At 46.1% G+C, this 12,355-nt stretch carries 14 protein-coding genes and 1 other annotated feature; of the genes, 7 read left to right on the top strand and 7 right to left on the bottom strand.

Annotated features, from left to right (window positions below; genetic code table 11):
* Nucleotides 1-24: 24 nt before the first annotated feature.
* Both ACRC6Q_RS15130 and ACRC6Q_RS15125 read left to right on the top strand, forming a co-directional pair.
* On the top strand, nucleotides 25-372 hold the full coding sequence (locus ACRC6Q_RS15130) for an ASCH domain-containing protein (RefSeq protein WP_431466923.1): 348 nt from the start codon (nucleotides 25-27) through the stop codon (nucleotides 370-372).
* Nucleotides 373-379: 7 nt separating this feature from the next.
* On the top strand, nucleotides 380-811 hold the full coding sequence (locus ACRC6Q_RS15125) for a hypothetical protein (protein ID WP_431466922.1): 432 nt from the start codon (nucleotides 380-382) through the stop codon (nucleotides 809-811).
* A 46-nt stretch (nucleotides 812-857) separates the two neighbouring features.
* Here the strand turns inward: ACRC6Q_RS15125 and ACRC6Q_RS15120 are convergent, their stop codons facing one another.
* The 3 genes from ACRC6Q_RS15120 to ACRC6Q_RS15110 form a co-directional block, all read right to left on the bottom strand.
* On the bottom strand, nucleotides 858-1,667 hold the full coding sequence (locus ACRC6Q_RS15120; RefSeq protein WP_431466921.1) for a carbohydrate ABC transporter permease: 810 nt from the start codon (nucleotides 1,665-1,667) through the stop codon (nucleotides 858-860).
* A gap of 484 nt (nucleotides 1,668-2,151) precedes the next feature.
* Nucleotides 2,152-3,027: a carbohydrate ABC transporter permease gene (locus ACRC6Q_RS15115; protein ID WP_223642644.1), complete on the bottom strand. Its 876-nt coding sequence runs from the start codon at nucleotides 3,025-3,027 to the stop codon at nucleotides 2,152-2,154.
* 4 nt (nucleotides 3,028-3,031) lie between these two features.
* Nucleotides 3,032-4,291: an ABC transporter substrate-binding protein gene (locus ACRC6Q_RS15110; protein ID WP_431466920.1), complete on the bottom strand. Its 1,260-nt coding sequence runs from the start codon at nucleotides 4,289-4,291 to the stop codon at nucleotides 3,032-3,034.
* Between the two features lie 214 nt (nucleotides 4,292-4,505).
* Nucleotides 4,506-4,718 (top strand) — a binding site (T-box leader).
* Nucleotides 4,719-4,931: 213 nt separating this feature from the next.
* On the opposite strand from ACRC6Q_RS15110, the gene trpE reads away from it, so the two are divergent.
* Entirely contained in the window at nucleotides 4,932-6,284 is a 1,353-nt protein-coding gene (trpE, locus tag ACRC6Q_RS15105) for an anthranilate synthase component I (protein WP_431466919.1), read from the top strand.
* A complete protein-coding gene (locus tag ACRC6Q_RS15100; protein ID WP_223642650.1) occupies nucleotides 6,281-6,874 on the top strand; it encodes an anthranilate synthase component II in 594 nt (197 codons plus the stop codon). The genes trpE and ACRC6Q_RS15100 overlap by 4 nt, the downstream gene beginning before the upstream one ends.
* Before the next feature lie 83 nt (nucleotides 6,875-6,957).
* Here ACRC6Q_RS15100 and ACRC6Q_RS15095 read toward each other — a convergent pair whose 3' ends face one another.
* The gene (locus tag ACRC6Q_RS15095; protein ID WP_223642652.1) at nucleotides 6,958-7,812 is read right to left on the bottom strand and encodes a dimethylarginine dimethylaminohydrolase family protein; all 855 of its coding nucleotides are present in this window, start codon (nucleotides 7,810-7,812) and stop codon (nucleotides 6,958-6,960) included.
* Between the two features lie 147 nt (nucleotides 7,813-7,959).
* Between ACRC6Q_RS15095 and ACRC6Q_RS15090 the strand changes: the two genes are divergently transcribed.
* Complete coding sequence (locus tag ACRC6Q_RS15090) at nucleotides 7,960-8,400, top strand: GNAT family N-acetyltransferase (RefSeq protein WP_223642654.1); 441 nt, start codon at nucleotides 7,960-7,962, stop codon at nucleotides 8,398-8,400.
* Between the two features lie 43 nt (nucleotides 8,401-8,443).
* Here ACRC6Q_RS15090 and ACRC6Q_RS15085 read toward each other — a convergent pair whose 3' ends face one another.
* Nucleotides 8,444-8,824, bottom strand: a complete 381-nt coding sequence (locus ACRC6Q_RS15085) for a nucleotide excision repair endonuclease (RefSeq protein ID WP_263298718.1) — start codon at nucleotides 8,822-8,824, stop codon at nucleotides 8,444-8,446.
* A 94-nt stretch (nucleotides 8,825-8,918) separates the two neighbouring features.
* Complete coding sequence (locus ACRC6Q_RS15080; protein ID WP_223642663.1) at nucleotides 8,919-9,566, bottom strand: SDR family oxidoreductase; 648 nt, start codon at nucleotides 9,564-9,566, stop codon at nucleotides 8,919-8,921.
* A 132-nt stretch (nucleotides 9,567-9,698) separates the two neighbouring features.
* On the opposite strand from ACRC6Q_RS15080, the gene ACRC6Q_RS15075 reads away from it, so the two are divergent.
* Complete coding sequence (locus ACRC6Q_RS15075; protein ID WP_223642665.1) at nucleotides 9,699-9,980, top strand: DUF6509 family protein; 282 nt, start codon at nucleotides 9,699-9,701, stop codon at nucleotides 9,978-9,980.
* A 43-nt stretch (nucleotides 9,981-10,023) separates the two neighbouring features.
* On the opposite strand, the gene ACRC6Q_RS15070 is transcribed toward ACRC6Q_RS15075, so the two are convergent.
* Nucleotides 10,024-10,758, bottom strand: coding sequence for a SurA N-terminal domain-containing protein (locus ACRC6Q_RS15070; RefSeq protein ID WP_223642667.1), 735 nt, complete (start codon nucleotides 10,756-10,758; stop codon nucleotides 10,024-10,026).
* Between the two features lie 321 nt (nucleotides 10,759-11,079).
* Here ACRC6Q_RS15070 and hisC point away from each other — a divergent pair, with 321 nt between their 5' ends.
* Entirely contained in the window at nucleotides 11,080-12,189 is a 1,110-nt protein-coding gene (hisC, locus tag ACRC6Q_RS15065; RefSeq protein ID WP_223642668.1) for a histidinol-phosphate transaminase, read from the top strand.
* The last annotated feature ends 166 nt before the right edge of the window (nucleotides 12,190-12,355 follow it).

Raw genomic sequence — 12,355 nt, 5'->3', positions numbered from 1 at the left:
GGAATAAAGAGAGGTGGAGTAGAAATGTCAGAAAAAAATGCGCAGCAAATGCCGCCGAAAACCTGCAGTGTCGAAAAACTGGTGACCAATAAGCAGGACGTAGAAAAAGTTTTGGCTGGCACGAAGTCAGCAACTCGAAGAAATGGACGCTATGCAGACATAGGGGAAATCATGGTACTCAAAGACAAGAGATTTGTGGTGAATCAGGTATATCAGCAAACACTTGGTGAATTAACAGATGAAAACATCACTCGGGAAGGTTACGCGTCTGTAGAAGATTATAAACAATCGATCTTGTCGTTTCACCCAGGTATGCCCTGGTTGCCTGAGATGACTGTTTGGGTCCATGAATTCCATTTGGCAACAGAGTAAGTAAACAATGTATACATTTATTCTATACGCCCATATTTTAAGCGCTGTGTTATCCATCGGTCCTTTTTTTGTGCTGCTTCCTTTAATCAAACGAATGGAAACAGCAGCCGGCATTCTATTGGACTCGCATATCACGACGTTCAGATCGGCGACACGTCTTGTAAAACATGCAGGGCATGTGCTGGTAACGACAGGCATCCTGTTGATTTGGCAGGGGCCGTGGGAATGGGGTACTTCTTGGATAGTGTGTACGCTGGCCGTGATGATCGCTTCTGTCTTTTTCTTAGCGCGTGCATTTACACCGACTCTTCGCCAATTTGGGGAAGAAGAAGCCGACCAATTGCGGCTGGTTAAGAAGTTAAACCGTTCTTTATGGATTTATATTATATTATTATTGCTGATGCTATGGTTCATGGTCGATAAACCGATGTTTTGGTGATGAAAAAGGACGACACCCTCTGTAATGAGCGGTGTCGTCCTTTTGCTTATCCTTTGACAGCGCCTGCTGTCATACCGGCAACAAAATAGCGTTGCAGGAAAATGTAGGCGATGACCATCGGTGCTGAGGCGATGATGACGCCTGTAAAGAGCATTGGATAGTTGGTCGAATATTCACCCTGGAACTCCAGCAAAGCGAGAGGCAGGGTCTTGTAGGCATTATCCGTAATGAACAGCAAAGGATACAGCAAATCATTCCAATGCATCACAAACAGGAAAATGGCTGTAGCTGATAGGGAAGGAAGTGACAGCGGAATAGCCACTTTGGTGTAAATCTTCCAATTGCCTGCCCCGTCTATTGTAGAAGCTTCAAACAATTCTTTCGGCAAGGTCTTCATGAAACCGGTCAGAATAAAAACAGCGATCGGCATGGTTGTAGAGATGTTGACGAGAATGAGCCCCACTAAGCTATTGGTCAGGTTGAGATCGAGCATCAGCGAATAGAGGGGAATCATACTGACTTGCGCCGGCACCATCATGCCGAGTGTGAACAGGATGAATAAGGAATTGCCAATCCAATTGTTGAGACGGGTAATGCCATAAGCAATCAACGAAGCAAAGAACAATGTCAACGACACGGAAAACAAAGTGACGATTGTGCTGTTAACAAAATAGCCGGCCATCGTCTGCTCCTGGAAAATCGCCGTATAGTTCTCAAATTGAAGACCAGCTTCCGGAAAACCGAGTGGGTTTCTGAACGTTTCCTGAATGGTTTTCATGGAAGTCAAAACCACAATCAATAACGGAACCAAAATCAGCAGCGCATAGGTGATAAGGGAAAATCTGCGGAAGAACAAGCTGTTGTCCTCCTTTCCTTAGGCTTGAAAAATCAAAATTTCCTCGGTTTGTTTTCTGTTGTCCAGCTCCAGCGCCCAGCTCTTCGGGGTCATAAGCCACTCTGTTGTCCAGTTGCAAGTGCCTAGCTCTTCGGGTCATAAGCCAACCCAGCTGTGCGGCAAAGAACGCCACTCTGCTGGTCTGCCTTATGCCGGTCAGAGCTGACCAGGCACTTTCACTTTTCGTGCTGAACGGCCGTTTCCGCTTTTCTATTGTCCAGCTCTTCGGGGTCATAAGCCCGCCCAGCTATGTGGCTGAAAACATGCCACTTCGCCGATCTGTCTTATGTCCGTCAGAGCTACATGGGCGCTTGCGCTTTTCTAGTGATCCAGACTCCGGCAGCCAGCCCCTCGAGTCGCTTCAGCTTTACCAAGAATGGAAAAGAACGCCATTCCCGGTAAAGCTTCCAGCGCTTGTCGGGACTAAACGGCTGCCTTCGCTTTTCTAATAAGAAATTCTATCAGAACGCAAAGCTTTGAATTGCAGGAATGTAATAATCGCGATGATGATCATGAAAATAACGGAAATGGCGCTGGCATAGCCGAATTGGTAGCTTCTGAAAGCGATGTCGAAAATATAAGTAGCCACAATCTGCGTTGAATTATTGGGTCCGCCGCCAGTCATTGCAAAGACCAGATCGAATGCTTTGAACGATTGGATTGTGGTATACGCAACGACGATCGTAGCGGAAGGTGCCAGCAGCGGCCACGTTACACGGCGGAAGGTCTGCCATTTGTTGGCTCCTTCTATTTTTGCAACTTCATAGAGTTCATCCGGAATGGCCTGCAATCCTGCAACGAATATGATGAGCATTTGTCCGGCATGGAACCAGATTTGGGTTACAGCTAACGAATAGATGGCAATGTTCGCATTGCCAAGCCAGTTTTGCGTCAGGAATCCAAGTCCGACCAGCTCCAATACCTGATTCAGGATACCAAGTGACGGATCGTAGATGAATGACCAAATAAAGGCTACTGATACAGATGACAAGATGGTCGGGAAAAAATAAAGCGCGCGCAAAAAAATCGTGGTCTTTGTGTTTTTTAAGACAATCATCGCAAAAGCAAGGGCGACGAGTGTCTGGAAGACAACAACGACAAGCATGAATTTCAGGTTATTGCCGATTGTCTTACGGAAAATTGTGTCCCCGGTAAAGGCACGTTCGTAATTGGCGATTCCCACAAACTGAAAACTTGAGCTGAGGCCGTCCCAATCCGTAAACGAATAAAACAGGGCGCTGATTGTCGGGTAAACAAAGAAAATCGCGTACAATAGCAACCCTGGCAAAAAGAATAAGTAGATGGATTTAGAAACTCTCATCCCGTTATTCCCTGTTTTCTTCTACGAGCTGCTGAGCTTCTTCAGCAGCTGTCATCGGATCTGCTCCGCCCAACACGTTTTCGATGGAGCTAAGGACTGCGGCCTCGATTTGAGCATTTGTAATCAGGAAACGCGGCTGGAACCGGGTTTTTCTTTCATCGATCCAATAAGCTGTATTCTGCAATACTTCTGATTCATATTCAACATCATTGACCGTTAGATGCTGACCAGTTTCATTAGCGTATTGGGAAGCGATTTCAGGCTGGCTCAGAAACGTGATAAATTCTTTTGCCTGTTCTTTTTTCTCGGACTGGCTATTGACTGCCAGCATGAAGGTGGCTGTATTGATGCCTTCATAGATAGCTTCGCTTTCTTCAACAGTGATCGGGGCCATTAAATCCAGCTGAAGATCAGGATTCAGATCCAGCAAAGCAGACATATGGTAGGATCCTGTCGCCAGCATAGCGGCTTCTTCATTGGCCACCATCGCCATTGCGGAATCTTGGGAAGTCCCCAGAGCATCAGCCTGGATATAGCCTTTTTGCTCAAGCAATTGGAAATCTTCCAAGGTCTTAACCCACCATTCGTTGGTCAGGGATTCTTCACCGTTCTGAAGTTTCTCGAAAACGTCTTCATCCGGCGCATTGTTCATCATCATGCTGTTCATGAATTGGTTAGGGCCGATGTCTGCCCCAGGAAAGGCGATGGGTGTAATGCCATTCTCAAGGAGTGCATCTGCCATTTCCTGGAATCCACTCCAACTCTTCGGCACTTCCAGTCCAAGCTCTTCGAACATGCCTTTATTATAGACAGGCATATTGAAGACCAGCTGATAAGGAAGTGCAAGCTGAGTTCCATCTTTTTGTCCGACGCTGATGAGTTCCTGATCAAAATTGGAGACAAAATCCTCGCCGCTCAGATCTTCAAACAGACCGGCACTGGCGATGGCTTCGAATTGTGCGCCCGGGAAGGATGTAAAGACGTCGCCCGTCGACCCGTCCTGCAGCAGACGTTGTCCGGTAGCCTGGTATTGCTCAGATGGATAAATGGTCATTTCTACGGAAATGTCAGGATTTTCATCTTCAAACTGGGCAATGATATCATCCAGTACTGCTTTGTCTTCGCCTCTCCAATGGATAAAGCTGATCTGGGTGCTGTCTTCTGCACCTTCATTGCCTGTATCGCTTGGGCTGTCACCTGCGCATCCGGCAAGCAGTAAACTTGAGGCCAAAACTCCTGATGATAAATATGCAAACTTTTTCATCCTCTGTCTCCTCCCTCTATTTAAAAAATTGAAATGCTTACTTTATTTATACCCCAATCTTTCTCTTAAATACAGAATTATCTAAATAAGTCATGTTATCAGTTGACAAATGGGCGGAAATTGAATAAAATTGGCACAACCTTTTTTGTACGGATTGCGGTTGAAGGGGTCGAAAGCGACACCGCCGAATTCCAGTTGAGCAGAGCATAGCAGAGCTAAATCGATGAATAAGAAGAGTAGCGCAGATCAACCTCTCAAAGAGAGCCAGTGGCAGGTGGAAACTGGTGGGGTATCTGAGTGAATGGGCTTATGAGTGGTTCTTTGAACAAGCAGTAGAAGAATCCGTTTTTCCCTACGTTATCGGGGTTCAAGTGAAAGCTGTTTCAGCTTTAACACGAGGTGGTACCGCGGTCAATCCGTCCTCTGCAAGGAACAATTCTGTTCCTGCAGGGGGCTTTTTTGTTTTCAAATAAGGTAAATACATTAAAAAGCATAAGCCGGATAATTTCATTTGCATGTGGTATCCAGCTTTGGCGATCAGACTCTCGAAGGCACCAAACCATGCCGCTTCGCCGGACTGTTTTGTGCTTGTCGAGTCTGGCTGATCGCTTCCGCTTTTAAGAATAGGAGATGAGCCGAGATGAGCAAGGAAATGAAGATGAGAAAAATTGATGGGGATTCTTTGACGCCGATTGCGGTGTTTAATCGATTGACTGGAGAACGCAAATGCCTGCTCGAAAGTTCATTGAAGACCAGTGTGACAGGCCGCTATTCCTTTATTGGAGCGGACCCCTCAACGGGTTATATAGGCCACGGCCAACAATTACAGGAAATCGATTACCGGACAGGCGCCGAAAGAACACATGAAGGCAAACCGTTGGAGCTGATTAAAAAACTGATGCCCCGTTATGAAGCGGAAGTGGAAGGCCTGCCTTTTACAGGCGGTGCACTTGGGTATATCGGTTACGACGCGATCCAGGCCTATGAACCGATCAAGGCTCCGAAAAAAGACAGCCTCCAGATGCCTGATATCCACCTGCAGGTTTATGAAACCATCGTGGTTTTCGACCATGTGAAAAACGACGTGACGATTTTATCGTTTGAAGACAAGTTGGATGACATTGAACAGCAATTGTCGGTGCCGGAAAACCCAGCCGCAGCAGTGGGGCAGGAATCGCTGCAATTCGCTTCCAAAACCACTGATGCTTTTTTTCGGAAACAGGTCGAGCAGGCAAAAGACCATATCCGCAAAGGAGATGTCTTCCAGTTGGTGCTGTCGCAGCGCTTGTCTGCCAGCTATCAAGGAGATGCTTTCGCATTGTACCGGAAATTACGCAAGCAAAATCCGTCTCCTTATCAATTCTTCATCGATTTTGACGGCTATGCCATCGTAGGCGCTTCACCGGAGAGCTTGTTGACGATCCGGGACAGCCATATGGTGACCAATCCGATTGCTGGAACACGCAAGCGCGGCAGAACAGTTGCCGAAGACAATCAGTTGGCCGAAGAATTGGCGGGTGATGAGAAGGAGCAGGCGGAACATAAGATGCTGGTCGACCTCAGCCGCAACGATGTGGGGCGCGTAGCGCAAATTGGCACCGTGGAAGTGCCGAAGTATATGGTCATCGAAAAATACCAGCACGTTATGCACCTGGTTTCGGAAGTGACTGGTGAGCTTGATGGGAAAATGCATCCACTCGATGCATTGGTGTCCTGCTTGCCTGCTGGAACTGTCTCAGGAGCTCCCAAAGTGCGGGCGATGCAATTGATACAGGAATTTGAAGAAGAGCGCAGAGGCGTCTATGGAGGAGCTATCGGGTACTTGGGATTCAATGGCAATCTGGATGTCGCACTGGCCATCCGCACTTTTGTCGTCAAAGACGGCATGGTTCATGTCCAGGCGGGCGCCGGTATCGTCTTCGATTCGGATCCACAGGCAGAATACGAAGAAACGCTGCATAAAGCGCGTTCACTAACGGAGGTGTTCGGATGATTCTTTTAATCGATCATTACGATTCGTTTACCTATAATATTTACCAGGCCATCGCCGCGATGGACGTTGAAGTTGAAGTGGTCCGGTACGGCGTTTTGACACTTGATGAAATCAAAGCGAAAAATCCGCAGGCCATCATCCTTTCGCCAGGGCCCGGTCATCCCTTGGAATTGCCTGAATCGATCGAGCTGATTCAGGAGCTGTATCAATCCATTCCAATTCTGGGTATTTGTCTGGGGCAGCAATTGATTGGAGCGGCGTTCGGCGGAAATATTGTTCAAGCGCCCTTTATCCGACACGGCAAGGTCTCGCAAGTTTCGCATGATCAGCAAGGTTTGTTCCAAAACATGCCGATGCCACTGCCGGTCATGCGTTATCACTCGCTGGTATTGGAACCGGAGACCTTGGCTGATTGTCTGGAAGTCCAATCCCGGGCACTTGACGATGACACAATTATGGCCGTAAAGCATCGGCAATATCCCGTTTACGGAATCCAATTCCATCCTGAGTCCATCGGTACTCCAGATGGTGTGGAATTGATGAAGGAATTCATTGTGCAGGTACAGCAGGAAAAAGCTGGAATACGATAGACAGAAAGAAAATCCCAAGCCATATCGGCTTGGGATTTTTAGGGTGTTAAAAAAGTTATCATACTTTCATTTCGCTGGGAAATCTATTCACGGATCAATGGCATCGTGCAGCAGCGGAAAGCTCCGCCTGATTTGATGATTTCGGAATAATCAACTTCAATCACATGGAATCCGCGAGACGTCAATTGCTTATTGACCTGCCGGTTCTGTGGTTGGCTGAAGACTTTCCGGTCGCCGATGGACAGTACATTGGTGCCGAGCGCAAACTGCTCTTTTTCGTTGACGCGAATTAAGGTATAGCGTTCTGCGAGCATCTTGACCGTCTCCATATCGAGTGCTTCAGGGAAGATGAGGGCTTCCGTGGGCGACAGGATATTGAAGACACAATCAAGGTGCAGGTATTTCTCGTTAAATGAAACAGGGATGACTTCGAAATCCGGTAATTCCAGCTGCAGATCACGGATGGCTTTTTTGGAAGTCCGGCTGCTGACTCCGACAAAGACAGTATCGCGGTCGATGATGACATCGCCGCCTTCTATGCGATGGCCGGCCAATTCCTTAACGTTCACATCATGTGCCTCCATCCATTTTTGGAGTTCCTGTTCCTCTCCCTGACGGATTTCAGAAGCCATTTCGCTGATGAAAACTGTGTCTCCGATAGTGAATCCGATATCGCGTGTAAAAACCTGTTCAGGATAGTTTTCAGAGGGCTCGATCAAATCGGTTTGAACACCTTGCTCTATCAATGCCTGGACGAATTCATTGTGCTGGTGAAGTGCTTTGTCCACATTGATATTTTCATCTTTGTATCTTTTCTGGACATCGTTGATGACATCTTTTATTTCCATATAGCGTGGCGGGCAAAGCAGGACGCGCCGGAGTGGATCGTATTCGCTTTGGCAACGGGCAGATGGGCTTTCTTTGATATATGACGACATATGGTTTCCTCCAAAAAACATAGTTATTAATTGTATATTCCTTTTAGATGGAAACTTAAAACATTGCAAGAGAAGAAGATGCACAAAATATCCAAAGAGTGAGAAGATGGAGGAAGACTATGAAATCAATTGAAAAAGGGGATTCCAATGAAAATCATTCAACAGGAAGTAGCGGAGGACCGTGACTTTATCCGTAAAAAGGTTATTGAACACAATAATGCGAGTTTACCCAGAGAAAAAACATCTCCATTTGAACAAATGAGCTTTATCGTCCGCAATGAGGAGGGAGAAATCGTAGGGGGATTGACGGCCACCGGTTTTTGGCGGCATCTGCACATTGATTTCCTCTGGGTGGACCCGGCAGCCAGAGGCCAACGGATTGCCGCAAAGCTGATGGCTCAAGCGGAAGTTTATGCGCGCGGCAAAGGTCATCGATTGATGATTGTCGATACGTTAAGCTTTCAAGCTCCTGAGTTTTATAAAAAGCAGGGCTTCTCGGAATTTGGCAGAGTCAATGATTTTCCGGAAGGCCATAGTCACTATTACTTTGAAAAAAGGCTGACGAATCTATCTGAAGATGGAAACTGAACCAATAAAAAAACGGAAGCCTTTTGGGCTTCCGTTTTTTTGATTATTGCTCTTGGTAGAATACTTTATCTACATTGTATTTAGCTTTTTGCGTATTGATCAAATACGTTTCGTAGATATCGCGCTCCATTGGATCTTCCACAATGGAAATGGTGATGCGGTATACTTCTTCGCGGTGATTTTTCAATGGTGATACCGAATCTTCGAAATGCTTTTTCACACGTTGGCGAAGCTTGCGGGCTTTTCCGACAAACAGCAATTCTCCACTATGGTTGAAAAACTGGATGATGCCGCCTTTATCGCGTGGAATTTCATGCAGATCGATAAAGCCGTATAGTGGTTTGATGACGGCTTCGTCACCTGTAATTTCCTGTTTGCGTTGTGTAATCGTCACGTCCGCTTTTGGTGGTTGGATATTAATCATGCTTATCACGTCCTCAAATTATCGTATTGCCTATTTTAACATAAAAAAGAGCGGAAATCCATCCGCTCTTTTTTGCTCGCTCTTCCAGTCTTTTCTATAAGGTCTTCAATTGTTCACTTGCCGGCTGATCGCCTTGCAGCACTTCAAATACTTTGTTATAGGTATTGCTGCGGTCAAGCACATCGACCAGGACATGTGCGACGTCCGCTCTTGGAATGGATCTTCCTTCCATAGAAGAAAAGCCTTCGAGCGATACTTCGATCTTCTCGGACTTGTCTTCGTCTGAAAGTGCACCGGGACGGACAATCGTATAATCCAAATTGGTTGCCTGCAGCAATTCGTCTGCTGTCCGTTTGGCGACAAGATAAGGCTTCATCGCCTCACCGCCGGCATCCGGATCATTCGATCCCATCGAACCTAATTGGACAAAGCGTTTAATGCCTTTATCCTGCGCGTATTGAGCCGCTTTGACAGAGCCCCATAAATCGATGGTCAAGGTCTTGTCAGCTCCTGTCGACGGGCCGGAACCTGCTGCGAAAATAACAGCATCGACCCCTTCAAAGGCATCACTGAAGTCTTTTTCCAGGTCTGCAAGTACGACCTTGGACGCGCCAAGTTCTTTCAACTTATCTATTTGTTCCTCTTTACGGACCATAGCGGTCGCTTCATGTTTTGATTCGGCTAATTCTTTGACAACGTTGCGGCCGACTTGACCGTTTGCTCCAATAACTAATACGTTCATTCGATTTCCACTCCTTTAATTGTCTTCACCTTCCTTATCTTCCCTTTTGTGAATGCATTAAACGTTTTATTTCGCCGTGCAACTGTCCAAAAAGGCACAGACAAGCTAGAATAGAAGAACGGAGGTGTTACAATGCAAATTACAGATTACGTGTTTCACAAAATCAACGACCCTACAGGCATCATGGTGGGCGATCGTTACGAATTCTTGTTGAATGTCGAAGTTGATGAAGATGATGAACTATATACCGATGGTGGCCTGGAACTGCGCGTCATTATTGCTGCAGAAGAAACCGGCGCCCGCATAGCGCATTACAATTTTATCGATAAGCAGACAAGAGGCGCACTTGAGTTTGGACTTGAAGAAGAGGAAGAAGAAGAAATCCTCGCTTACTGTTCAGAAAAGCTGGCATAACAAAAAACATCCTGCTCATTGTGAGCAGGATGTTTCTCTTTGTTTACAGTTTAATGTCAATTTCCGCGTTTTCTTTCAGCTCTTCGATGCGGGCAAATACCGCTTCCTGGGTTTTTTGCTCTTCCAGTGACTTCCGTATAGTCGGTTCCATTTCTTCAAAGGCGGGTGCTTCCTCTTCGGAACTCTCGACAAAACCATCATAAGCTTCTTTCACGTCTTCATCCGTGACTTCGCCACGTTGGACTTCCTCTGCAATATACTGTTCATAGATTAACTGTTCACGAAGCTGGTTTTCCATATCATCCAGTGTAAAGCCGGTTTCCTTCAATGCTTTGTCCATTGCTTCTTCCGTCTCAAACTGGCCTTTCAACTCTTCCAAACGTTCTTCGACTGCTGGTTCATCAGCTTCATAGCCTTTTTCTTTAGCATCCTGCATAATGACCTTATTTCCGATCAATACAGACATCGCCTGCTCTTTTACAAGTTCGTTCGTTTCAACCGATGTCGTGTGACCTTGTGCAGCTAATGTGGTTTCCAATTGGCGTGCCACGCTATTATAGACATTCCCTAAAATTTCATCTCCATTGACTACGACGACAACCTCTTCTTGATCCGGCAATTCCATAGAAGATTCTGCAGGAGTAGCATCTGCTGCCGCTTCTTCCGTGGTTTCAGGTTCTGCGCTTTCTTCAGGTGCAGTTTCTTCATTATCAGAGCACGCGCCCAAGGTCAGCAATAAAAGTAAAGGGACGAATGCGAACTTCATTTTCTTGATCATGTTAAAACTCCTCTTTCAATCTGTCTCTTAAAAGTAAACCATATTTTATTATCCGATACAAATAGTTGGTTAAACGTGTTTAAATAATGTCGCAATTCTGTATAATGAAAGAAGCAGAACTTGTTTTTTCCCTCAGCTCTTACGGCAACCCCAATCGCTACTTTGTACATAAGCTCCACAGCCTTGGAATGAAATCAAAAAAGTTCATGACAAGCCAGGCCATCTGGTTAGTTTGTTCGATTGAACGATAGGAGTTAGATGGTATAATTATAAGAATATATTAATGATGATACAACACTTACATCTTTTGGAGGAATCACTATGACGAGTTCAAACCATATTCAAGCACGTAAAACCCTGGATAAAATTCAACCCTATTCGCCTGGAAAGCCGATTTGGGAAGTACAAAAGGAATTGGGATTGGACCGCGTCATTAAATTGGCATCCAACGAAAATCCACTTGGCCCATCACCTAAAGCCGTAGCTGCCATCCAACAGGGACTGGCGGAATTGAACCGTTATCCCGATGCAGATGCCAGCGCATTGAAAAAAGCCATTGCCGCGGAATTCAATGTAAGCCCGCAGCAGGTCATTCCGACAAACGGCGCGGATGAGCTGATCACGCTGATTTCCGAAGCTTTCCTTGAAGAGGGGGACGAAGTGATCGTTCCTTCGCCATCGTTCAGTGAATATGATTTTGGTGCACATATCATGGGTGCCACAGTCGTACCGGTCAAGTTCATCGAAGGCTTTGAGTTTGATGTGGACGCAATGATTGCGGCTGTGACCGACAAAACCAAGATCATTTACATCTGTACACCGAACAACCCGACAGGCACCTATATGTCCAAACCGGATTTGGACAAATTAGTGGAAGCGATTGATGGGGTATTAGTGGTTATCGACGCTGCCTATAGCCATTTCGCAGATGCCGCTGATTACACCCATGGCATCGAATACATCAATGCCGGCTATCCGGTGCTGACCCTGCAGACCTTCTCGAAGATCTACGGCATTGCCGGAGTGCGGGTCGGATTCGGCATTGCTTCCGAGCCGATCATCCAGTCGATCCTAAAAGTGAAGGAACCGTTCAACGTCAATACCTTAGCGCAGATTGCTGCAACGGCTGCCATTGAAGATATTGAACACGTGAAGACCTCTCAAGATGCCAATAAAGCCGGCCGGGAACAATTGTACAAGGCTTTTGAGGAGCTGGGATTAGCGTATATCGAAAGTATGGCCAATTTCGTATTGGTGCAGATCGGTGAAGATGGTGAAAAGCTGTACAAGGAATTAATGGCGAAAGGTGTCATTGTCCGCTACGGAAAAATCTGGGGCTTGCCTGATTACGTACGGGTTTCTGTTGGAACGCCGGAAGAAAATCAATTCTTCATCGATACATTAAAAGCATTATTAGTGAAACAAGCTTAGAAGAGAGGCTCCTGAAACTGGGAGTCTCTTTTTTTTATTGTGATACTCACAGTAAGCCAAACGGCTTTCCATCATTCCATAAGCAAAGATTATCAGGACAACAAAATATAAATGAAACGTTTGTTTAGTAAAGGGAAAAAACGGGAATTTTCGGGGAAATGACATT

The sequence above is a fragment of the Planococcus sp. SE5232 genome (assembly GCF_050686535.1).
Lineage (GTDB): Bacteria > Bacillota > Bacilli > Bacillales_A > Planococcaceae > Planococcus.
The sequence above is the reverse complement of the archived record's forward strand: the minus strand, read 5'-3'. Positions and strand labels throughout refer to the sequence as shown.

Coding starts and splice junctions, on each gene's coding strand:
- ACRC6Q_RS15130 (WP_431466923.1), top strand. CDS start 25: ATGTCAGAAAAAAATGCGCAGCAAATGCCGCCGAAAACCTGCAGTGTC.
- ACRC6Q_RS15080 (WP_223642663.1), bottom strand. CDS start 9,566: ATGAACGTATTAGTTATTGGAGCAAACGGTCAAGTCGGCCGCAACGTT.
- ACRC6Q_RS15110 (WP_431466920.1), bottom strand. CDS start 4,291: ATGAAAAAGTTTGCATATTTATCATCAGGAGTTTTGGCCTCAAGTTTA.
- ACRC6Q_RS15125 (WP_431466922.1), top strand. CDS start 380: ATGTATACATTTATTCTATACGCCCATATTTTAAGCGCTGTGTTATCC.
- ACRC6Q_RS15070 (WP_223642667.1), bottom strand. CDS start 10,758: ATGATCAAGAAAATGAAGTTCGCATTCGTCCCTTTACTTTTATTGCTG.
- ACRC6Q_RS15100 (WP_223642650.1), top strand. CDS start 6,281: ATGATTCTTTTAATCGATCATTACGATTCGTTTACCTATAATATTTAC.
- hisC (WP_223642668.1), top strand. CDS start 11,080: ATGACGAGTTCAAACCATATTCAAGCACGTAAAACCCTGGATAAAATT.
- ACRC6Q_RS15075 (WP_223642665.1), top strand. CDS start 9,699: ATGCAAATTACAGATTACGTGTTTCACAAAATCAACGACCCTACAGGC.
- ACRC6Q_RS15085 (WP_263298718.1), bottom strand. CDS start 8,824: ATGATTAATATCCAACCACCAAAAGCGGACGTGACGATTACACAACGC.
- ACRC6Q_RS15095 (WP_223642652.1), bottom strand. CDS start 7,812: ATGTCGTCATATATCAAAGAAAGCCCATCTGCCCGTTGCCAAAGCGAA.
- ACRC6Q_RS15115 (WP_223642644.1), bottom strand. CDS start 3,027: ATGAGAGTTTCTAAATCCATCTACTTATTCTTTTTGCCAGGGTTGCTA.
- ACRC6Q_RS15090 (WP_223642654.1), top strand. CDS start 7,960: ATGAAAATCATTCAACAGGAAGTAGCGGAGGACCGTGACTTTATCCGT.
- trpE (WP_431466919.1), top strand. CDS start 4,932: ATGAGCAAGGAAATGAAGATGAGAAAAATTGATGGGGATTCTTTGACG.